Here is a 21,996-nt window from a genome sequence, read left to right as displayed (position 1 = left end):
TAGACTAAATAACCGTGGCTACCGGAAAAATTCTTCTTTATTACGCATTCACCCCGCTTTCTGATCCTAAAGCAGTTCAGCTGTGGCAGCGTGAGCTGTGCGAGTCGCTGAACCTTCGTGGCCGCATTTTGATCTCCACCCATGGCATCAATGGAACCGTGGGCGGAGATATTGATGATTGCAAGGCGTATATCAAAAGGACTCGCGAGTACCCAGCGTTTAACCGCATGCAGTTTAAGTGGTCTGAAGGTGGCGCAGAAGATTTCCCGAAGCTGAGTGTTAAAGTCCGCGATGAGATCGTTGCTTTCGGAGCACCTAATGAACTCAAAGTTGATGAAAACGGTGTTGTTGGCGGCGGCGTCCACCTAAAGCCCGCGCAGGTCAATGAGCTAGTGGAATCTCGAGGCGATGAGGTGGTCTTCTTTGACGGCCGAAACGCAATGGAAGCGCAGATCGGTAAATTCAAAGACGCGATCGTCCCCGATGTTGAAACCACTCATGATTTCATCGCAGAAATCGAGTCCGGAAAATACGATGACCTCAAAGACAAACCAGTGGTTACCTACTGCACCGGTGGAATCCGTTGTGAGATCCTAAGTTCTCTCATGATCAATCGCGGGTTCAAAGAGGTGTACCAAATTGATGGTGGCATTGTTCGTTACGGTGAGCAATTTGGAAATAAGGGCCTGTGGGAGGGCTCCCTTTACGTCTTTGACAAACGCATGCACATGGAGTTCGGCGAGGATTACAAACGCGTCGGACACTGCATCCACTGTGACACTCCAACCAACAAGTTTGAGCACTGCATCAACGAAGATGAATGCCGTGAATTGGTTCTGATGTGTCCTGATTGCTACGCCAATGTTGCAACTCGTCATTGCAAACGTGAAGCCTGCGCAGAGATGGCTGCAGACTTTGCTGAGCAAGGAATTGATCCACTAATTAATTCCTAGATACTTTTTGAAAACGGGTATGGTGGCTGGGTATGAGTATCGTTAAGATCAACGCAATTTCCGTGCCCGAAGGCGCTGGTGAAGAGCTAGAAAAGCGCTTCGCAGTTCGTCAAAATGCAGTAGATTCCGCACCTGGTTTTGAAGGCTTCCAACTGCTTCGTCCTGTTTCTGGTGAGGATCGCTACTTTGTAGTCACCCAGTGGGCAGATGAAGACAGCTATAACGCCTGGCGTGATGCTGAGAAGGCAAAGGGCGGACACGGAGCACACGGCTCTGATAAGAAGCCTGTTGCCTCCGGTGCCACTTTGTTGGAATTTGAAGTCGTCCTAGGTTCTAAGGGCGCTCAGTAGGCTGCCCAGTAGGCTGCCCAGTAGGCCGCCCAGTAGGCCGCTCCATAAAAATGTCGGAAAACCTAGGGAAATTGCTAGGTTTTCCGACTCTTATTTTTTTTTAAAGTGCTGTTTTAATGGCCCAAAATGGACAGTGTAAGCACTGAGGTTCCCCACAGCATGCTGAATGGGATCAATACCCACAACACACCCATCCACGGGCGCCAGCGCAGGAACTTTCGGTACTTATCGTAAAGAATCCAGGCGGATCCAAGCATGCCACCAAAAGCTACAGCACTGGTGATGATCGGCCACCATAACTCAGCTGCGCGGGAACAAATCCATACGGCGTCCCCTGCATCACAAATGGGGCCACCTTGGAGCCTAGAAACCCACGCGAGCACATATGCAGAGAGAAATGTTAGAAGTGGAACAGCAAACAAGTAGATGATCGCTTGCCGGGAGGAACGTCTATTTTTCTCATGTTCAAGCATCGGATCAGGTGCATCGGCCAACGAATCGAAATCGTTCCTATAAGACCTGGGGCGGTTAGAAAAATCCGCATCGTCGACCAGGTCATTTTCCGGATGCTCTGGGTTGGTGTTCATGGAATTGTCCTCCTCTACAGGCACCTTTTAAGTCTAGTCCCCTTGAGTTTGGGAACCTAAAGACTGGGATAAATGATGGTCGGAACAGGAGAGTTTCGGATAATTTCCATTGTTTCCGAACCCACAAAAACTCGAGAGAGTGCATCTGTGGGATGGGAACCTAGGCAAAGAAGATCGCCCTTTTTCCACTTCAGGGCATCAATTGCCCCATTCCAACCCCACCCTGAGCCGATTTCACTGCTGACACTTAAATCAGGGTGATCTTTTAAAACCCCATCTCGGGCTCGGTCGAGCATTGCGAGGGTGAGCTCGCGCCATTCAGAAGACAGTTTGGTAGAGATATCCAAACTTCTGCTGGTCGGCGCGGAGGTGATTCCTTCAGGTGAGAAAGAAAGAATGCGTAGAGGCACATTCCATGTGGAGGCGAGTTCTGCAGCGTAGCGCAGCCCTTGATCGAAGTCATCACTTTCGTTGGTGAAAGCGTAGTTGACCCTGGTGACACCTTTTTTGGAAAGTTTAACTCCTCGCGGAACAAGTCCTAGTGGGACAGGCGAGGAGTGAAGTAGCGCGTCTGCGGTGGAGCTGGCCAAAAAGCGGCCTTTGGGTGCGGCAGCGTCGGAGCCGAGCAAGATGAGATCGGCGTCGAATTCCTTTGCAGCATGGGTAAGCAGCGTGGATTCAGATGGGCCATCTACAAACACTGAGACTTTATCGTCCCATTGGGACTTCTCAACTCCAGATTCTTTGAGCCCTTTTAACGTGATGTTTCGGTAGTGAGAATCCAAATTCTTCAGCCACTTATGGTACTTACCTCCGAGTTTGCTGATGGAGGCTGAAGGCCATGGGCGGATGAAAGTTGTGATTCCACGAACGTTGATGTCTGAAGTACGAGCCAGCCACGCGGCGAACTCGAAGACAGCATCGTTTTGTTCACTACGTTTGCCACTCGGTTTGCCATTCGAGTTTTCTTCGGAACGGCAAGATATAAGTACGCGAAGGGGTTGTTTCATCTAATTCCGGAGTTGAGATGGGAGGAAAATTAAGAACCGCTGTCGGTCTCTTTCCAGTTACCGTACACCTCTGCAAGTTCGGTGATGATATCAACTAGCTCTTCGGTGCGCTCGAGCTGCTCAGGGCTGAGCATTTCGAGGACGCGAGCCATCTCGGCATTTCTTTCTTTGTTTACCCGCTCTAGTTCCGCGCGACCGTGTTCCGTGAGCTGCACCTGCACACCACGGCGGTCCTTGGTGTCACGGATGCGCTCAACCAAGTTCATCTGCTCTAGCTGATGCAAAGCATTGGAAGCGGTTGGCATACGGATATCTTCAAGTTCCGCGATGCGGCTGATCCTGGAAGGGCCGTTTTCTTCCAGGCGGCTCAAAATGGTGAGCTGTGGTCCGGAAAGGTCAGAATTCACGGAGCGACGAAAATAGAGAACGTAGAGTTTAGTCAGCGCGGGTCGCACGCGGACTGCTAACTCCTCAGCGTTTACATTAGGCATGTTAGTAAGCATAGCGGGATTAAGGAGTAATTTCCGTTGGATAACCTATCAACGGAAAAATCAATAATTTGCACAGGAAAACTACAAGTTACGCCTGCGTAGCTTGGGTGTAGATTAGGTGTAGCTTTAACAGCGTCCATCCGTCCTAGAGCTTGGTGACGCATACGGTTAAATGCAATTCTAAACGAGTGCCTTGCATGGTCGTGTCATTGGATGGCTTAGGACTACACTTTTGAAGCGTGGTGCAATATCAAAATGAGATCAGTCACCAACTAGCTCGTAGGCAGACACTCCGTCAGTTTCGGGCGGGGTTGGTGCAAAAAGACACAATTTGTGACGCCGAGTTCATCTTGGTCACTGCGAGTAAATATCACGGACAGCCGGCAGATTATCCTTGTCCGATTTGTGGCAGTGAAGATCTACGTGTGGTTTTGTGGGTTTATGGCGATGAAATTGGTAAAGCTGCGGGCTCTGCACGTAGTGAAGAAGAAATCGAACAGTTGTTAAAAAATGGACGGCAGGCAACGGTGCATACTGTGGAAGTATGCCCTGCTTGCAAGTGGAATCACCTGCTTCAGGCGGAAACCGCGACAGCCAGCTGATTCTCAGATTCAGATGAATAGGCTTTGGCGCAGTATTCTCTACAGCACAAGCTTCAGATAAGAACCAGATCTGATTGAACGGATACACCAGTTGACGAATAGTAAAAATCCTCCCGCTAAAAAGAGCGGTGGCAAAAGGCGCTTAAAGAGCGACTCTAAAGGCCATGCCACGCGAAACACCATCATTGGCGTTATTGCTGCAGTCATTTTGATTCCAGCGATTGTGTTTATGGGTGCGTATATCGTGGTGGATGTTCCTGAGCCTGAAGAGCTGGTCTCACCGCAGGTATCGCAAATTTATGCCTCAGATGGTGAGACAGAGTTGGCGCGTATTGTTCCACCGGAAGGCAACCGCCAGATGGTGTCGATTGATCAAGTGCCTGACACTGTTAAAAATGCGGTGGTAGCAGCGGAAGACCGTGAGTTTTATACCAACCCAGGTTTTTCCATCACCGGTTATGCTCGTGCAGCGCTCGGCGTGATCACGGGTGATTCCTCTGCTGGTGGTGGCTCCACCATCACGCAGCAGTATGTGAAAAAGGCTGTGGTTGGTGATGAGCGTTCGCTTATCCGTAAAGCCAAAGAGTTGGTCTACTCCGCGAAGATGGCCAATGAATGGTCAAAGGATGAAGTCTTAGAGGCCTACCTCAATACTGTGTATTTTGGCCGGAATGCTTATGGTGTTCAGGCTGCTGCGCATGCATTCTTCGGTAAGTCAGTAGAAGAGCTTTCTGCTAGTGAAGGTGCAGTATTGGCGGCGAGTATTCAGTTGCCGAGTCAGTTGGATCCGTGGACTAATCCTGTTGAGGCTGAATCACGGTGGAATTATGTCATGGATGGTTTGGTAGAAATCGGTGCTCTGTCAGCTGAGGAACGTGCAGTGGCCACCTACCCAGAAACCACAGACCCTGCGAGCAATTCTGCTTATACAGAGGCCACAGGCACTAACGGTTTGATTAAAAACCAAGTGATGGCTGAGTTGTCTGAGCTTGGTATTACTGAAGATGATGTGCAAAACCGTGGTTTGCAGATCACCACCACCATTGATCAAAACGCTCAGCAAGGTGCTGTCGATGCGGTTCGTGCACAGATGGAGCTATTGAATGAGAACAACCGTGCAGCCGTGGTGTCTATTGATCCTTCTAACGGTGCTGTGCGTGCCTATTACGGTGGCGAGGAAGCAACTGGTTGGGATTTTGCCAACGCTCCGATCCAAACTGGTTCTACCTTCAAGATCTTTGGCTTAGCTGCTGCACTTCAGCAGGGTATTCCGCTTTCGCAGCCGTATAGTTCCGCACCTGTGACTGTTGGTGATGCCCAGATTGGCAACGTCGGCGGTTCTGGTTGTGGTACGTGTTCTATTGAGCAGGCACTGCTGCATTCGTACAACACCAGCTTTATTCGTTTGCAGCAGGATTTAGAAAATGGCTCGCAAGATACTGCGGATATGGCGCACGCTTTGGGTATTGCAAAGTCCTTGCCAAGTATTCCTGCAACGCTCACGGAAAACGGTGAGACCCCTTATGAGGGCATCATTTTGGGTCAGTATGAGTCCCGCCCATTTGATATGGCTTCCGCGATGGCAACTATCGCGAATGAGGGTGTATGGCACCGTCCACACTTTGTGTCCAAGGTGGAAACCGCAAGTGGCGAAGTGCTGTATGAGTTCGAAGACGGCGAAGGCGAACGACGCGTTTCTGAGAAGGTTGCTTTGAACCTCCTCAAGGCGATGGGCCCAATTGCGGCCTACTCCAATGGAAATGCGTTGGCTGATGGCCAGGTGTCTGCCTCAAAGACCGGTACCACGCAGCTTGGTGATACCGGTTCAAACAAGGATGCCTGGATGTTGGGTGCGTCCCCTCAGCTGGCTACTGCAGTCTGGGTGGGAACGGCAGATAACACTGCCTTGTACAACACCTGGGGTGGAAGCATGTATGGTTCTAACTCCCCTGCCACCATCTGGAAGCAGACGATGGACAATGCACTAGAAACCGCTCCGCTTGAAACGTGGGATTCGGTACCTGCACTTGGTTACGGCAATCCACCAGTTCCAGAGTATGTGTGGACTCCAAACACAAATACCGGTGGTGGAGAAGAAACAGAAGAAGAAAACCCTGAGGAAGATCCAAACGCAGGAGTAGAAACGCCCGCTGAGGATCCAGCTGCACCGGCTGAGGATCCTGGCAATGGACAGGTAGAAATCTTGCCTGGGTTGACTATCCCGGGAGATCTCTTAGGGATCGGCTAAGATCCGGTCGTAGACAAAAGACGACCTTTTAAGGAGCCGACCGCCGATGGACCAGCAAGTGGACCTGCAGAAGGTAGAGCGCGTATCGCCCGGTGATAGTGAGCCGGTGGCACGGGATTTTATCAATGCAATCGGTGGTCGGTTCGGTCGTTTTGCACAGGTGGGGACCCAGAAGTTTTGGACTCCCCTGCGTGTTCTAATCACCACGTCATTGGTGTTTTTAGCCTGTGGGTTTTTGACCAAAGCTAATTGCATTCAAGGATCAAGAAGTGATGCCGGTGTAGTTTCTTTGAATTGGTCGGGAAACCGTCAATATACTTCTGCTTGCTATAACGACATCGTTCCGCTTTATGGGGGTCGCGGAATTGATGCGCCTGGATTTCCCTACGCTTTTTCGTGGCAGGAAGGTGATCTCACCAGGTATATGGAATATCCGGTGTTGGGGGGAATTTTTCAGTGGATTTGTGGCATCATCACTCGGTTTTTGTATCCGGTTGTGGATGCCATTCCATTTCATACACTGCCTGAATCTGGGTTTTATTTCATTGTCACGGCCTTAGCCTTGGCATTTTTCTGGGTGCTGGTTATTCGCATGGTGGTGGAACTGACTGGCAATCGGGTGTGGGATACGGTGCTGGTGGCGGCCTCTCCCCTGGTTGCTGTTCATGCTTTTACCAACTGGGATACTCCGGCTATCGCGGCGGTGATTGCGGCAATGCTTGCGGTTAAGCGTGGCAATCCGTTGCTTGCAGGCGTGCTCATCGGCGCAGGAACTGCGTTTAAGTTGTGGCCGCTATATTTGCTTGGCGCATATTTGGTGCTGGCGATCAAAAATAAGAATCTTAAGCCTTTTATCACCATGGCTGTCTCAGCTGCAGTGACGTGGCTGGTGGTTAATATTCCGGTGATGATTGCCTATCCCGCGGCGTGGAATGAGTTTTTGCGTCTAAATAGGGAACGCGGCGCGGAATGGACCACGATTTACCAGGTCATTGACCGTAACGTGCCGATTGATTTGAATGATCCAGTGCTGCTTAATGTGCTGAGTTTTGGCTTGTTTGGTGCATCGTGTGTGGCTATTTTGATTCTTGGACTCAAAGTTCAGCGCACGCCCCGAGTCGCTGAGCTGGCCTTTTTGATTGTGGCGGCGTTTTTGCTGTTCAACAAGGTGTGGAGCCCGCAGTATTCTTTGTGGCTGGTTCCTTTGGCTGTGCTGGCGTTTCCACAGTGGAAAATTCTGTTTCCGTGGATGGTGACGGACGTGATGGTATGGCCAATTTTGATGTGGCACATGCTCGGCGAGGATAACAAAGGTCTCCCCCATGAAATGCTGGATCTCGTCGTGATTTCCCGAGATGCCTTCATTGTGGTCATGATAGTGGGTGTAATCCGGCAGATGCTCGGACGACGTGCAGATCCGGTGATGGATGCGCACGCCGGGCGCGATTTGTTGGCCGGGCCCTTCGGCGCAGGTAAGCGTCGAAAAGCATTGAAGGAAGTAAGTTGAGCACAACAGTGTTGCTGGTCACGATGGCCAGCGTGTTTCTGGGTTTTCTCTTTTTCGGCGGCGCGTTTGCCAGCTTCATGTATAAAAAATCGAACCGGCAGATTTGGACGCTTTTCAGCGTCGCGATTGTGCTTATCACGGTGATTCCGGTGATCATTGCGGTTTTCTGGGCCACAACGCCCGCATAAAAGATTTTGCTTTTCGACGCCTCCCTCCACCCGCGGGAACTTTCCCCAAACTACATGCGTTAGGGAAAGTAGAAAGGCAGGTAACGGATGAAAAAGTCAAAGAATTCAACCACCTTTGTAGGCATGCTGGCCGCGTCTGCGTTGACGTTGGCAAGCATCTCCACTGCTGAAGCTCGGCCACTGGAGCCGGAGCATAGTGTGCAAGCGGGCACAGTAAACGAAAACGCATAATTAAGGAATCGACAATTCGGCGCGTCTGGTGTACCTTGAATAGGTTGCTGACGCAACGACCCTCCTGCTATGCCAACGACGGCATGGCCGAAAAAACAATTACTAGACCATAGGAGGTGATGAGGTCCGTGCGTCAATACGAACTTATGATCATTCTCGATCCTTCTCAGGATGAGCGCACTGTTGCCCCGTCCCTGGATAAATTCCTCGAGGTTGTCCGCAAGGACAAGGGTGACGTTGTGAAGGTTGATGTTTGGGGCAAGCGCCGTCTTGCATACCCAATCAACAAGAAGGAAGAGGGCGTTTACGCCGTCATCGATCTCAAGTGCGAGTCCGCAACCGTACTCGAACTCGATCGTGTTCTGAACCTAAATGATGGTGTCCTGCGCACCAAGGTTCTGCGACTCGACAAGTAAAAGAACGTTTTAAGTCTCTAGAGAGGTAGTTGAAGGATTATGGCAATCGGAGATACCAACATCACCGTTGTCGGCAACATGGTTGCTGACCCGGAACTGCGCTTCACCCCATCGGGTGCAGCAGTAGCCAACTTCCGTATTGCTTCAACTCCCCGCACGTTTAACCGTCAAACAAACCAGTGGGAGGACGGCGAAGCCCTCTTCCTCACCTGCAATGTTTGGCGTCAGGCAGCTGAAAACGTCGCAGAATCCCTGTCAAAGGGCATGCGCGTGATCGTCACCGGTCGTCTCAAGCAGCGCTCCTACGAAACCCGTGAGGGCGAGAAGCGCACCATCTTTGAGGTCGAGGTTGATGAAGTCGGACCATCATTGACTTTTGCTAAGGCAGAAGTTCAGCGCACACCGCGTGGTGGTAACTCCGGCGGAAATTACGGTGGCGGAAACCAACAGGGCGGCTTCGGTGGAAACCAAGGCAGCCAGGGTGGATTCAGCGGTCAAAACACTGGTGGCTTTGGTGGAAACCAAGGCGGAAACCAGCAGCAGGGTGGTTTTGGTGGAAACCAGAATCAATCTCAGGGCAATAACTTCAACCAAGGTGGATTCGGCGGAGGTAGCCCACAGGCTGCACCGGACAATGACCCTTGGAACTCTGCACCACCTGCCGGCTCCGGCGGATTTGGCGGCGCAGATGATGAACCACCGTTCTAAAGCTTTTCTTTCTTAAAAAAATTCACAAACACTCAAAAACCACGAAAGGCAGGGATCATGAAGCTGATCCTCACCGCCGCCGTTGAAAACCTTGGTGTCGCTGGCGACATCGTAGAGGTTAAGAACGGCTACGGACGTAACCTGCTACTCCCCCGTGGCCTGGCCATCGTTGCCACCCCGGGTGCTGAGAAGCAGATCGAGGGCATCAAGCGTGCCCAGGAGGCTCGCGCAATCCGCGACCTCGACCACGCTCGCGAAGTAAAGGCACAGCTGGAAGCACTTGAAGGTGTCTCTGTTGCAGTCCGCACCTCCGAGAGTGGAAAACTGTTCGGCTCCGTTAAGGCTGACGACATCGTCGATGCAGTCAAGGCAGCCGGCGGTCCAAACCTGGACAAGCGTGCCATTGTTCTCCCGAAGAACCTGGTTAAGACCACTGGTAAGTACCAGGTAGAAGCAAAGCTCACCGACGGAATTGTTTCCCGCGTGAAGTTTGAGGTCGTCGCAGCGTAACGACAACGCGCATGCGACGGCGGTGACTTTTCCACAAGAGTGTTAAGTCACCCAACGACAACAGCATTCTTCAACCCCACTCCATACAGCAGGAGTGGGGTTGAAGTATTTTTGCGGCTGTTGGGTTTAAAGTGAATCGGATCCTTGAACGATAGTGGTTGTAGGCTCGATGGTTATATTTGGGGTCAGATTTGTGACTGTCAGGCTTTCATCGTGCTGTCGACATTTGAACAACCAAACACAGGTGACAAAAATTTCGATTTTCACGAATCCTTGGCACGCCTGTCCGGTCTGGCTCGACTCAAACCAAACATGCGTGCCAAAATCTTGGAATTTTGCCGATTTTTGTCACGTATGTTTGGTTTCACCTGGTCTCTGTGGGCGTGACCCAAAATATGACAAAGGGGCCGAGAAAAAGTGCGCTCTTAGACTCGTTTCTGAGCGCCTTTCGAGCCCTAGCTGATGCAAATGTATATTTCAAAAATATGGTTGCTTAAACGGCCTGTGATTGGTGATAGGCCAAACTCTGCGCTGGATTTCACCACCGACTCCCCTAACTCACAGCTCCCTATTGTTGCTTCCGTGAAATTTCGTGCGTTTTCGACGGACCTCGTTCATGCAAATGCACATGTGAAAAACTCCAGATCTTAAGCAGCGACTACCGCCGATTGCGAATCCAGCAGGCTCGTGAGACAACAGTTAAAGCGGCCAGAACGAGCTCAGCTGCAGCTGGTTTTTGCGCTTGATGTTAAGTTATCCCACGCCTGTGGATAACTATCGTGAAATGTGGATAGTTAACCTCCCATTCTTTCTTTGTATAACCCCTGCTTAAGCGCCGTGCGGATAATCACACCAAGTTAAAACTGCAGGTGAGAAAGTTATCCACTGTTTTGAAAGAGTTATCCACAATGCAACATGCCGTTATGACCTGCAGATATGCATCATATTGCTTGATTTAGGTGAGAGTTGTCCACAAGTTATCCACAGGCCTAGCGTACATCTGTGTGCAACTTTTAAAAACTGTGGATAATTATGATTGTTAACCTTTCAACCTGTGGATTGTTTTTGAAGAAATAACACTTTAAGTCAGCAAATATTCTTAAGCTTGGGGCGGGCTTCGCGGCTTATAGAATGTTGCGTCGAAGCACTAGAGTGGGTCTATAACCAGATTGGGGATTTGAAGGAAAATGGCTACAGATACACACGCCGCTAGTTTTGATGATGATTATGTACCTCCGCAGGAACCGACCGATTCTTTTGCGGATGGCGCGCATGTAGACGCTCCTACCCCGGCGTTTGAAGATTTTTCTCCAGCAAAGGCGTTCGGCCAGCGGGGAAACAACCAAGGTTTCAAGAACAAGGGGCGCAAGGATGAGGCTCGCGAGTATCGCGATTTCCGTTCCCCTCCTTATGACAATGATGCGGAGATGGGCGTGCTGGGTGCCATGCTACTCAGTCCCACCACGGTCATCGATATTTTGGATATTCTCAGCCCCGAGGACTTCTATCGGCCGTCCCATCAGCTGATTTTCCAGGCAATCATTGATTTGTTCAGCGATAATCGCGATATCGACCCCGTGATTGTCTCCGGTCGTCTTGATCGCACCAACGATCTTGATCGTGTGGGCGGTGGCGCGTACCTCCACGACCTCATCCAGTCCGTGCCCACCGCAGCCAACGCGCGCTACTACGCGGAAATTGTGTCGGAAAAAGCAGTGCTTCGCAGGCTTGTCGACGCCGGCACCCGGGTGGTTCAGCTTGGCTACGAGGGCGACGAAGGCGCAGAAATTGACGCGGTCATTGACCGCGCACAACAAGAAGTGTTCGCGGTTTCTCAAAAGAACCAAAGCGAAGACTATGCAGTTCTGGCGGATATTTTGGATGAAACCATGGCTGAGCTGGAAATGCTCAACGATGGTGGCTTAGCAACGGGTATCCCCACTGGATTTAAAGATCTCGATGACCTCACCAATGGTCTTCGTGGCGGTCAGATGATTATCGTCGCAGCGCGTCCGGGTGTGGGTAAGTCCACCATTGCACTGGATTTCATGCGCTCTGCATCCATCAAACACAACATGGCATCTGTGATTTTCTCTTTGGAAATGTCAAAGTCAGAGATCGTGATGCGTTTGCTCTCTGCTGAAACAGAGATCCGCCTGGCGGATATGCGTGGTGGCAAGATGGATGAAACCGCATGGGAAAAGATGGTGCAAAAGCTCGATAAGGTGGCTCAGGCTCCGCTGTTTATCGATGACTCCGCCAACCTCACCATGATGGAAATTCGTTCCAAAGCTCGAAAGTTGAAGCAAAAACACGACCTGAAAATGATTGTGGTGGACTACCTCCAGCTGATGAGCTCCGGTAAACGCGTGGAGTCCCGCCAGCAGGAAGTTTCCGAGTTTTCCCGTCAGCTCAAGCTGCTGGCCAAAGAGCTCGATGTGCCTTTGATCGCGATCTCCCAGCTAAACCGTGGACCTGAATCTCGTACCGATAAAAGGCCACAGCTTGCTGACCTTCGTGAATCCGGCTCGCTGGAGCAGGACGCCGATATCGTTATGTTGTTGTATCGCCCAGACTCTCAAGATAAAGATGACGAGCGTGCGGGCGAGGCTGACATCATTTTGGCTAAGCACCGTGGTGGCCCGATCGACACCGTGCAAGTGGCGCACCAACTGCACTACTCACGTTTCGTGGATATGGCGCGCGGCTAAAAGTGGACATTTGTACCACGTAGCGTTCAAAATCTTTGGACACTTCCATTGGAACCAGACACCCAGGACTTTCGTCATGGCTGTCTGGTTTTCCTGTTTTTGATCCGACTTGGGTCAATCTCCTACTGGCTCTCTGAAAAGTGCAGATTTTGGGCATGGGGGATAATTTTGGCACTAGTTTGGCATGAAAATGAGCGATCGGTGTTTATCGCTTGTTTAAGGCCTCGGGTTTTTCTGGATGAGCTTATGTATGCACTTGACCTTGAAAACCTCTTAAAAGCGCTTCTGGGGAGGTATGACTTTTTAGGGTAACGGCTTAAATTTGAGAGCGACCAAACCAGGAGACCCAGAATCTTCAAAAGCTTAAATGTTGGGTCTCTGTGTTTGGTATTGAGCGCGATATACCAAACACAGAGACCCACAAACGTCGAAAACGTGTTTTCTGGGTCTCCTGGTTTGGCCCCTTGCCGTCAAGTACACGAACGCCTAAATCCACACGGGGTAAACAGCACTAATTTGACCCAAGTCGGGATGGGTGTCTGGTTCTTCTGTTTTTAAAGCTGGAAGTCCTTGGGATCCACCAGACTTCTTCACTTAACTATGTGCAATCTACGGCTCCCAGCCCAGGCGATCCTATCTTTGGCAAGACTTACCGATATAGACTAACCTGCAAATTTATAATAAAATTGTCAAAGTTGTTGACATAGAGATATGTTGCGATATATCGTTAACTCTAGTTCGGAAAGTTTTCAAGAATAAGGAGGAAACGATATGCGTTTCGACGAACTAAACAGTGAACCTTGTGGATTCAGGGGAAGGCCAGGTAGGCGTCATGCTCGTAGAGGTGCTGAAGGGCACCGCCGTGGACATCACCACGGCAGGCGACCAGGACGTGGCCGCGGTGGACGTGCAGGCCGAGGCGATCTACGCCACGTGATCTTGATGCTTTTGGGATCAGAGCCGATGCATGGCTACCAGATCATCACCACCATTGGTGAAAAGACTGAAGGCAACTGGACTCCAAGCCCAGGAACCATCTACCCAACGTTGTCCATGCTTGAAGATGAAGGCCTGATTTCCATCTCCCATGAAATGGGCAGAAAAATGGCGCGCCTTACTGATGAAGGCGCGCAGGAAGTGGCGCAGAACAAGGAAGCGTGGGGAAAGATTCTGGAGGCGTACCGCAATCCAGAATCTCGTGAAGTTCAGGTGTTTAACATCCGCACTGAATTCCACCAGCTGAGGGAAGTGGTGAAAGCCGCTCCAGAGGACAAGTCAGAGCAAATCATCGAGATTTTAAGGAGAACAGCAGATGACATCAAGAAACTTTGACCCAAATACCATCCATTTGCGTGAAGATATCGTGGTTACTCGCACTCAAGGCACCACAGTCATTGCAAACTTGCCCCGCAACCTGGAAGAGTTCCGCGAGATGCAGAAACCAACCATTGTCGGACAGGTGAAAAACTGGTGGAAGGGTCTGACTAATCAGCCAGAGACTTACCCTTTTGCTCAGGCAGCGTAAAGGCGGCGATAGCTGCGACAGCAAAGGCTGTGGCAAACAGCGCAAATAGCGCAATATGTCCACCGAAAGCAATCACAGGTGGAACGATGAGCGGAGCAAGAATGGAAGCAATGCGCCCGAATCCCGCGGCAGCGCCTGTTCCGGTTCCACGAACATTGGTGGGGTAAAGCTCCGGTCCAATGGCGTACAGAGCGCCCCATGCGCCCAGGTTGAAGAAGGATAGTAAACAACCTGCGACAAGAATCTGCCACTCCACATCTGCCAGACCGTACAGAGCTGCAGAGACAGCGGAGCCAGCTAGGAATGTAGCCAGGGTGACTCGGCGGCCCCATTTTTCAATCAACCACGCTGCAGCTGCATAGCCAGGAAGCTGAGCCAAGGTGATAATCAGCGTGAACTGGAAAGACTTGACCAGTGTGAAGCCGTCCGCAACCAGCAGCGATGGGATCCAGATGAAGGCGCCATAGTAGGACAGGTTGATGCAGAACCATACGATCCACAATGCGACTGTGCGCTTGCGCAACGCGGATGACCAAATGGACACTGATCCTTCTGCTGCATTGTCATGAACCACAGCGGTGGCGTCATCGGTAGCTTTACCTTCAGATGCAGCGGCTTTCTCAAAAGAAGCGACAATGGCTTCTGCTTCTTCGTGTCGACCTTTCTTTTCCAAGAAGCGAACAGACTCAGGAAGGCCAAGGCGCACGTACACGGCATAAATTGCTGGTACACAGCCAAGAGCCAATGCCCAACGCCAGCCGTTATCTGAAGCAGCCACAACAAATGTGCCGATAATTGCTGCCATGATCCAACCGAGAGCCCAAAAAGCCTCCAGGATGACAACCATGCGTCCGCGGACTTTACGCGGTGAAAATTCCGAGATAAGAGTGGATGCGACAGGAAGTTCCGCACCCAAGCCGAGACCTACGACAAAACGCAACGCCATCAACATGACGAGTGAAACTGACAGTGCTGAAGCACCAGTTGCTAGACCGTAAACCAACAGCGAAAGAGCAAAAACTTGTCGACGCCCCAACTTGTCAGCCAGCAGGCCTCCAAGGGAAGCGCCGATAGCCATGCCCACAAAGCCGATAGAGCCAAGTAGTGAAGTTTGGGTGGGGCTTAGTCCCCAATGCGCGGCCAACGCGGCCATGACAAATGAAATTAAGCCAACATCCATGGCGTCCAAAGCCCAGCCAATGCCTGAGCCACCAAGGAGCTTTTTATGTTTCGACGTTACGGGCAGACGATCGAGCCTGTCGTTCCGGGTTAGGTTCATGGTCGAACAGATTACTCGCAGTCTGGCAAAACGTTTGTGATTAAAATCAAAAGGGTGGCGTCGAAAAGCAATGCAAGCGGCCGCCCCGGGCGGAGCGCCTGGGGCGGCCGTTAAACGCACACCCCAATTCAGGGGTGTAAATCTCAGTAGGTCTGATGAGATGAATGTGTAATTGTCTTAAGGCTCGGTGATCTTGTAACCCGCATTCGCGACCGCCTCAACGATCTGATCATCAGTGAAACCCTCACCCGTTACAGCCACGCGACCCGACTCAATGTCAATTTCCACTCCCTGAGTACCCGCAACAATGCTGATTTCATCCTCTACGGAAGCTGCGCCATTTTCGCAGGTCAAACCCTCGACTTGGTAATTTTTAGTACTCAAATTCCTTTTCCTTCCGATGTGATGAAACCCAGCGGCCCCTGAAACCTGCACACTTACCAAGGTACGATGTGCAGTGGAACAGGCGAGCTACCCATCAATGAAATAAATCCTCTGACGGGAATAACCAATAGCCGCTGAAAGTTGGTCTATATACAGACCTTACAAATCTTGAACGGAGATTATTAATGGCAACCATCGATGTAACCGAAGACACATTTGAGAAGACAGTTACCGGAGAGGGAATCGTCCTCGTAGACGCATGGGCTTCCTGGTGCGGACCTTGCCGCCAATTCGCCCCAACTTATGAGAAGGTTTCCGAAAACCACACCGACGCAACCTTCACGAAGCTCGACACCGAGGCGAATCAGGGCCTGGCCGCAGCTCTGGAGATTCAGTCCATCCCAACTCTGATGGTCTTCCGTGACGGAATCATGGTTTACCGTGAAGCCGGCACCATGCCAGCACCAGCACTAGAAGATCTGGTCAACCAGGTTAAGGCACTGGACATGGATGATGTTCGTCGTCAGATCGCAGAACAACAGGGTTCTGCAGAAGCTTAAATTTGGTGAAAGCCGCTGGGAAGAGTTTCTTCCCGGCGGCTTTCGTCATGCTGGGGTTTCGGGTTTCGGGGTCATGGGGTTTTGGGGTCTTGGGGAGGGCGGATGTGAGCGACGGTGCGGTCGACGGATTTGTGGGCGATTTAAGACGTCGAAAAAGTTGGACACACGTGAGTGTGGATGTAGCCGGTTTGAGCCGTTAGAAGCGAAACTAGAGCGTCACTTTTTCTGAGGTCAGGGAGCAATTTTTGGCGTTTCGGTACGCGACCAAACTGGGGTGACAAGATTCTCAAATTTCTGGATTTTTTGGCACGCTGGTCTGGTTTTCCGAATTGCACCCCGTTGCAACCCGTAGCACCCCGCGAATCTTGATCTCTCAAGACCAAACCGCGCCCGCTTCATGGAAACCACATAGAAGCCAGAGCCACAACCAGAGCCACATCTAAGGGCACATCCCCCAAACCCTCGATGAAAACCCCGATCCGTCCCCCATTTTTTAAGATTGAGGTTCAATGGGGTGCAATTTTGCGTAGACTCGGGTTTTGAGCAGCGAATCGGATTTAAGAAAACCAAATTCAACGATTTGCTTGTGAGCGTAGAAAAGATTTTTCACTTAACAAACAAATTCTAAATTTACCTCAGGGAAGTGACTGATATGGCTAATCCTCTCAGCAAGGGCTGGAAATACCTCATGGCGTCGTTCGATAACAAAATCGATCAGAATGCTGACCCAAAGGTGCAGATTCAGCAGGCTACTGAGGCTGCGCAGAAGCAGCATCAGGAGATTATGCAGCACGCTTCTCAGATTATTGGCCAGCAAAAGCAGCTTGAGATGAAGCTGAATCGTTTGGTTACTGATCGCGATAAGTTGCAGGATCAGGCTCGTCAGGCGATTCAACTGGCGGATAAAGCAGCAAACGATGGCGATAGTGTGAAAGCCCAGGAGTTTAATAATACCGCCGAGGTTTTCGCTTCCCAGTTGGTGGCTGTTGAGCAGCAGCTGGAGCAGACTACTGCGCTTCATCAGCAGGCTGAGGTTGCGGCGAAGGATGCGGTGGCTAAGTCGAAGGAATCTGAGATGCGTTTGAAGGAGCAGATGTCTCAGATTGATGCTCTTCGTGCGCAGGCTGATCAGGCGAAGATGCAGGAAACTGTCACTAAGTCTATGGATTCGCTGAATCAGTTTGGTTCGCAGGATTCGTCGGTTCCGACGCTGGATGCGGTGCGTGACAAGATTGAGCGTCGATATGCAGATGCTTTGGGCGCGCAGGAGCTTACGCAGAACACGGTGGGTGACCGCATGGCTGAGATTCAGCAGTCCGGCACTGATATGCGTGCTTCGGCGCGTTTAGAGGAGCTTCGCGCGGAGGCGCTTGGCACGTCGACGGCGTCTAAGGGCCAGCTCGAGGCAGGCGTTGAGGAGGCCGAGGAGCTTATCGACGAACCCTCCGGCTCCACCCCGGCAGCCGAAGATTCTGAAGGCACCGAAGGTACCGAGAAGAAATAGATTAAATAACAAAACTGGGGCAACCTCTTTTTAGAAGTTGCCCCAGTTTTTTAGTTTCTAGCTACCTCGTTGGTTCAGCAAAACGCCACGAATCCCCGAGTGGAAGCCGTCACGTAATGCAACACGTTGGGCTTCGGTGAGGGTGTATTCGTGCAGGGTTTCGCAGGCGAATTGGAGGAGTGGTCGATCGATTTCTGGTGGCAGTCCACCGCCAGAAAGTAGATGCGCTTGGTCACGCTGAACGCTGGTTGCAGCGTTTTCAAACCACCACGATGCGTACTGCTGTCCGACATCGTAGGGAGTTTGAAACCCAGCAGTTGCCCATACCTCGTTTGGAAGTGGCACGTAGCGGGAGCGCAGCTTTCGGCGGGGAGCCATCATTGAAGGGTTCGGGATTTTTGGACGTGAGTCCTCGATTTCGGCTTCAACTTCTGAATGCTCTGGGGCTGGGGCCGGAGTTGGGTTCGGGGTTTCAGCAGGTGCCTTGGGTTTCAGGGCGCCTGGTTTCGGCGCCTCAGGCTTAGGTGCTTCCGGTTTAGGTGCCTCTGGCTTCGGTGCCTTTGGTTTGGGTGGTTCAACTTTAGAAGCATCAGCTTTGGGTGCTTCTACCTTAGGAGCTTCCGCCTTGGCTGCTTGTACGTTTCCGGACGATTCCTCAGTGATTTCAACTGATTCGACTTCGATCTTCGAGATCTCATTTTGAGCTTCACAGATCTGATCTGACAACGCTTCGGCAGGTTCGCCCGGGCGAGGAGAGAACTTCTCTTCTGAAACCTCAACCTTCGGAGCGTGAACTTTATGTTCAGGAGTTTCTCCGGCAGGGTCTTCCGAACTGGTTTCAGACTCTGCTTCAGTTGGGTGCTCTTCAAAAGGAGCGGCCACGCCAGGAACTGGTGTGAAATCTAGATCCTCGATGGGTTCTGCATCGTTGATGGGTTTCACACGTACAACAGGAGGCAAAGGACCTTCGAGGACTTGCAGCTGCATGCATTCAGCAAAATCTTCTCGAGGGTCCAAGATGGTGGTGGTGTCACAGCAATGTCGTAGCTGGGAAGACATGGAATCCCAACCAAAACCGTATAGGTGAACACGTAAGCCTGCATTGGCTGCTTCTTGAACACCGGGGATCATGTCGGCATCGCCACTGACGAGCACGATGTCAGAACATTGTCCGCGCACTCCGGCAAGAACTAGGTCTGCAACTAGGCGGGTATCCACGGCCTTTTGCGTGCGACGTTCGCCCCACTCAATTAGTTGGCCAGCACGAAGTTGCACTCCATCGCAGGTTCGGAGTGCTCGTTGGTAACGGTGTGGCCCGGAGTCTGGGATTCCGTCGTACCACATTTGGCGTTGTACTGGCTGTTTAAGTTGTTGTTCAATCATCCTTCCTAATACCCCGACTACTTCGGGGAGGTCGATTTCTAATTGGGCACGTGCCCCTGTCTCCCAAGAGTTGTAAAAGCTTGCGAGCAGGTAGGACGTATCCACAAATACCTGTGTGCGTTCAAGCATGGCTCCTAATTCCGATTCTGTTTAGTAAGTGTTGAGTTAAAATCTATTTATCCAAGCATGCCTTATCTTGCGAATATGCGTCTATTTTTGGAGGGTAGAGACTGCATAACAGTTGGTATTGGCAAAAAGATGTGTCGCTTGAACGGCATTGATTCGGCAGAAGCGCCTAAGGTTAGTTATATGAGTAACCAACCTTTGGGATTGCGATGACAGCGCCGTTGTACAAGCAAATAGCCACGTTGATTGAAAATTCCATCATGGATGGGACCTACAGGGTCGATCAGCGCATCCCTTCCACCAATGAACTCGCGAGGTTTCACCGCATTAATCCAGCCACAGCACGCAACGGAATTTCGCTCCTGGTCAATGCGGGCATCTTGTATAAGCAACCTGGGATTGGCATGTTCGTCAGCGCGCAGGCCTCAGCGCTCATCCAAGAGCGGCGAGATGCCGCTTTTGCGGCCAACTATGTAGCACCGCTTATCGACGAATCCATCCTCCTTGGCTTCAGCCGCTCCCATATTCACGCACTTCTCGATCAGGTCGCAGAAAGCAGAGGGCTGTATGAATAGCGCGTTGACCTGTGTGTTTGCGGGTTGATTAAAGGGTGTGTAACTTAATTGAAGTCAGCGCGACCAACAACGCCCCACCACAGTGTGGATTGTGTGGCGGATCTAGGAAAACAAACGCTGGCAAAACATCAACAAACCTTCCATTTTTGAAGAACATCACCGATTTGGTGAACATCATCAAGATGAAGTAACGTTGAACAAGCTGCCAACAAGACATCAACCAACAAAAAACGTTGTGTGTTTTGGGGTGTGCGTGTGTTGTTTGAGAACTCAATAGTGTGCCATTTATTTTATTTTTGTCACTACCATTTCACATATTTTTGTGAGGTGGTGGGTCATGCCGGGTGGTGGATCGCCAAAATTATCCATCACTGTAAACAATAAAACTATTGTTGGCATGATTGTCGTGTGGGTGGTCTTGTTCCCCGTCAAGGGAAGAAACCCACACACATCATTATTTATTTTGATAATGCCAGTAACACCCTCTTTTTTCTGACCGCTCCTTGTGTGTGGTTGGTGGGGGTGTTGTTGTTTTTGTCAGGTGTTGGGCTTTTCACAAGCCTTAAGCATTTTTCATGTTTTTTTGTGGAGAGTTTGATCCTGGCTCAGGACGAACGCTGGCGGCGTGCTTAACACATGCAAGTCGAACGCTGAAGCTCTAGCTTGCTGGGGTGGATGAGTGGCGAACGGGTGAGTAACACGTGGGTGATCTGCCCTGCACTTTGGGATAAGCCTGGGAAACTGGGTCTAATACCGAATACTCACATCACTGTAGGGGTGGTGTGGAAAGCTTTTGCGGTGTGGGATGAGCCTGCGGCCTATCAGCTTGTTGGTGGGGTAATGGCCTACCAAGGCGTCGACGGGTAGCCGGCCTGAGAGGGTGTACGGCCACATTGGGACTGAGACACGGCCCAGACTCCTACGGGAGGCAGCAGTGGGGAATATTGCACAATGGGCGCAAGCCTGATGCAGCGACGCCGCGTGGGGGATGAAGGCCTTCGGGTTGTAAACTCCTTTCGCTTGGGACGAAGCCCACTTGTGGGTGACGGTACCTTGAGAAGAAGCACCGGCTAACTACGTGCCAGCAGCCGCGGTAATACGTAGGGTGCGAGCGTTGTCCGGAATTACTGGGCGTAAAGAGCTCGTAGGTGGTTTGTCGCGTCGTCTGTGAAATCCCGGGGCTTAACTTCGGGCGTGCAGGCGATACGGGCATAACTTGAGTGCTGTAGGGGAGACTGGAATTCCTGGTGTAGCGGTGAAATGCGCAGATATCAGGAGGAACACCGATGGCGAAGGCAGGTCTCTGGGCAGTAACTGACGCTGAGGAGCGAAAGCATGGGTAGCGAACAGGATTAGATACCCTGGTAGTCCATGCCGTAAACGGTGGGCGCTAGGTGTAGGGGTCTTCCACGACTTCTGTGCCACAGCTAACGCATTAAGCGCCCCGCCTGGGGAGTACGGCCGCAAGGCTAAAACTCAAAGGAATTGACGGGGGCCCGCACAAGCGGCGGAGCATGTGGATTAATTCGATGCAACGCGAAGAACCTTACCTGGGCTTGACATGGACCGGATCGGCGTAGAGATACGTTTTCCCTTGTGGTCGGTTCACAGGTGGTGCATGGTTGTCGTCAGCTCGTGTCGTGAGATGTTGGGTTAAGTCCCGCAACGAGCGCAACCCTTGTCTTATGTTGCCAGCACATTTGGTGGGTACTCATGAGAGACTGCCGGGGTTAACTCGGAGGAAGGTGGGGATGACGTCAAATCATCATGCCCCTTATGTCCAGGGCTTCACACATGCTACAATGGTCGGTACAGCGAGTTGCCACACCGTGAGGTGGAGCTAATCTCTTAAAGCCGGCCTCAGTTCGGATTGGGGTCTGCAACTCGACCCCATGAAGTCGGAGTCGCTAGTAATCGCAGATCAGCAACGCTGCGGTGAATACGTTCCCGGGCCTTGTACACACCGCCCGTCACGTCATGAAAGTTGGTAACACCCGAAGCCAGTGGCCCAACCTTTTTTGGGGGGAGCTGTCGAAGGTGGGATCGGCGATTGGGACGAAGTCGTAACAAGGTAGCCGTACCGGAAGGTGCGGCTGGATCACCTCCTTTCTAAGGAGCTTTATATAAACCACCACTAGAGCAGTTGTT

General features: G+C 51.4%; 22 protein-coding genes and 1 rRNA gene. 17 read left to right on the top strand and 6 right to left on the bottom strand.

Annotated features, from left to right (window positions below; genetic code table 11):
• The first annotated feature begins 14 nt into the window (after positions 1 to 14).
• Positions 15 to 953: an oxygen-dependent tRNA uridine(34) hydroxylase TrhO gene (gene trhO / locus N24_RS15570; RefSeq protein WP_096459208.1), complete on the top strand. Its 939-nt coding sequence runs from the start codon at positions 15 to 17 to the stop codon at positions 951 to 953.
• A gap of 32 nt (positions 954 to 985) precedes the next feature.
• The gene (locus N24_RS15565) at positions 986 to 1,303 is read left to right on the top strand and encodes an antibiotic biosynthesis monooxygenase family protein (RefSeq protein WP_096459205.1); all 318 of its coding nucleotides are present in this window, start codon (positions 986 to 988) and stop codon (positions 1,301 to 1,303) included.
• A gap of 113 nt (positions 1,304 to 1,416) precedes the next feature.
• On the opposite strand, the gene N24_RS15560 is transcribed toward N24_RS15565, so the two are convergent.
• The 3 genes from N24_RS15560 to N24_RS15550 are packed head-to-tail and all read right to left on the bottom strand — an operon-like array spanning position 1,417 to position 3,403.
• Entirely contained in the window at positions 1,417 to 1,890 is a 474-nt protein-coding gene (locus tag N24_RS15560) for a hypothetical protein (RefSeq protein ID WP_167382150.1), read from the bottom strand.
• A 56-nt stretch (positions 1,891 to 1,946) separates the two neighbouring features.
• Entirely contained in the window at positions 1,947 to 2,900 is a 954-nt protein-coding gene (locus tag N24_RS15555; protein WP_096459199.1) for a universal stress protein, read from the bottom strand.
• Between the two features lie 29 nt (positions 2,901 to 2,929).
• Entirely contained in the window at positions 2,930 to 3,403 is a 474-nt protein-coding gene (locus tag N24_RS15550; protein WP_096459196.1) for a MarR family winged helix-turn-helix transcriptional regulator, read from the bottom strand.
• Between the two features lie 227 nt (positions 3,404 to 3,630).
• On the opposite strand from N24_RS15550, the gene N24_RS15545 reads away from it, so the two are divergent.
• From N24_RS15545 to N24_RS15500, 11 genes are all read left to right on the top strand, one after another.
• Positions 3,631 to 3,993, top strand: a complete 363-nt coding sequence (locus tag N24_RS15545; RefSeq protein WP_167382149.1) for a DUF5318 family protein — start codon at positions 3,631 to 3,633, stop codon at positions 3,991 to 3,993.
• Between the two features lie 91 nt (positions 3,994 to 4,084).
• The gene (locus N24_RS15540) at positions 4,085 to 6,241 is read left to right on the top strand and encodes a transglycosylase domain-containing protein (protein WP_096459193.1); all 2,157 of its coding nucleotides are present in this window, start codon (positions 4,085 to 4,087) and stop codon (positions 6,239 to 6,241) included.
• 46 nt (positions 6,242 to 6,287) lie between these two features.
• Entirely contained in the window at positions 6,288 to 7,748 is a 1,461-nt protein-coding gene (locus N24_RS15535) for a glycosyltransferase family 87 protein (protein WP_096459190.1), read from the top strand.
• Positions 7,745 to 7,936, top strand: a complete 192-nt coding sequence (locus N24_RS15530; RefSeq protein WP_096459187.1) for a hypothetical protein — start codon at positions 7,745 to 7,747, stop codon at positions 7,934 to 7,936. The genes N24_RS15535 and N24_RS15530 overlap by 4 nt, the downstream gene beginning before the upstream one ends.
• An 87-nt stretch (positions 7,937 to 8,023) precedes the next feature.
• Positions 8,024 to 8,167 carry a hypothetical protein gene (locus N24_RS16400; RefSeq protein ID WP_167382148.1) on the top strand — a complete coding sequence of 48 codons (144 nt, stop codon included), beginning with the start codon at positions 8,024 to 8,026 and terminating at the stop codon, positions 8,165 to 8,167.
• 128 nt (positions 8,168 to 8,295) lie between these two features.
• The gene (gene rpsF / locus N24_RS15525) at positions 8,296 to 8,583 is read left to right on the top strand and encodes a 30S ribosomal protein S6 (RefSeq protein WP_096459184.1); all 288 of its coding nucleotides are present in this window, start codon (positions 8,296 to 8,298) and stop codon (positions 8,581 to 8,583) included.
• Positions 8,584 to 8,622: 39 nt separating this feature from the next.
• Positions 8,623 to 9,291 (top strand): single-stranded DNA-binding protein, encoded by a 669-nt coding sequence (locus tag N24_RS15520; RefSeq protein WP_096459181.1) that lies wholly within the window; start codon positions 8,623 to 8,625, stop codon positions 9,289 to 9,291.
• A gap of 57 nt (positions 9,292 to 9,348) precedes the next feature.
• On the top strand, positions 9,349 to 9,801 hold the full coding sequence (gene rplI / locus N24_RS15515) for a 50S ribosomal protein L9 (RefSeq protein ID WP_096459178.1): 453 nt from the start codon (positions 9,349 to 9,351) through the stop codon (positions 9,799 to 9,801).
• 1,187 nt (positions 9,802 to 10,988) lie between these two features.
• On the top strand, positions 10,989 to 12,512 hold the full coding sequence (gene dnaB / locus N24_RS15510) for a replicative DNA helicase (protein WP_096459175.1): 1,524 nt from the start codon (positions 10,989 to 10,991) through the stop codon (positions 12,510 to 12,512).
• Between the two features lie 771 nt (positions 12,513 to 13,283).
• The gene (locus N24_RS15505; RefSeq protein ID WP_096459172.1) at positions 13,284 to 13,844 is read left to right on the top strand and encodes a PadR family transcriptional regulator; all 561 of its coding nucleotides are present in this window, start codon (positions 13,284 to 13,286) and stop codon (positions 13,842 to 13,844) included.
• Positions 13,825 to 14,037, top strand: coding sequence for a hypothetical protein (locus N24_RS15500; protein ID WP_231911044.1), 213 nt, complete (start codon positions 13,825 to 13,827; stop codon positions 14,035 to 14,037). The genes N24_RS15505 and N24_RS15500 overlap by 20 nt, the downstream gene beginning before the upstream one ends.
• On the opposite strand, the gene N24_RS15495 is transcribed toward N24_RS15500, so the two are convergent.
• Together N24_RS15495 and N24_RS15490 are read right to left on the bottom strand one after the other, a co-directional pair.
• Entirely contained in the window at positions 13,997 to 15,316 is a 1,320-nt protein-coding gene (locus N24_RS15495) for an MFS transporter (RefSeq protein WP_096459169.1), read from the bottom strand. The genes N24_RS15500 and N24_RS15495 overlap by 41 nt on opposite strands.
• A 177-nt stretch (positions 15,317 to 15,493) precedes the next feature.
• Entirely contained in the window at positions 15,494 to 15,700 is a 207-nt protein-coding gene (locus N24_RS15490; protein WP_096459166.1) for a heavy-metal-associated domain-containing protein, read from the bottom strand.
• Positions 15,701 to 15,885: 185 nt separating this feature from the next.
• Here N24_RS15490 and trxA point away from each other — a divergent pair, with 185 nt between their 5' ends.
• Positions 15,886 to 16,260, top strand: a complete 375-nt coding sequence (gene trxA, locus N24_RS15485; RefSeq protein WP_096459163.1) for a thioredoxin — start codon at positions 15,886 to 15,888, stop codon at positions 16,258 to 16,260.
• A 652-nt stretch (positions 16,261 to 16,912) separates the two neighbouring features.
• Positions 16,913 to 17,764 (top strand): PspA/IM30 family protein, encoded by an 852-nt coding sequence (locus N24_RS15480; protein ID WP_096459161.1) that lies wholly within the window; start codon positions 16,913 to 16,915, stop codon positions 17,762 to 17,764.
• Positions 17,765 to 17,821: 57 nt separating this feature from the next.
• Here the strand turns inward: N24_RS15480 and N24_RS15475 are convergent, their stop codons facing one another.
• A complete protein-coding gene (locus tag N24_RS15475; RefSeq protein ID WP_096459158.1) occupies positions 17,822 to 19,276 on the bottom strand; it encodes an NYN domain-containing protein in 1,455 nt (484 codons plus the stop codon).
• Positions 19,277 to 19,482: 206 nt separating this feature from the next.
• Here N24_RS15475 and N24_RS15470 point away from each other — a divergent pair, with 206 nt between their 5' ends.
• Positions 19,483 to 19,848, top strand: a complete 366-nt coding sequence (locus N24_RS15470; RefSeq protein WP_096459155.1) for a GntR family transcriptional regulator — start codon at positions 19,483 to 19,485, stop codon at positions 19,846 to 19,848.
• A 582-nt stretch (positions 19,849 to 20,430) separates the two neighbouring features.
• Positions 20,431 to 21,957: ribosomal RNA gene (locus tag N24_RS15455) — 16S ribosomal RNA — on the top strand.
• The last annotated feature ends 39 nt before the right edge of the window (positions 21,958 to 21,996 follow it).

The organism is Corynebacterium suranareeae (assembly GCF_002355155.1).
In the GTDB taxonomy this organism is placed as follows: Bacteria; Actinomycetota; Actinomycetes; order Mycobacteriales; family Mycobacteriaceae; genus Corynebacterium; species Corynebacterium suranareeae.
This window is presented reverse-complemented; position numbering and strand designations above follow the sequence as displayed.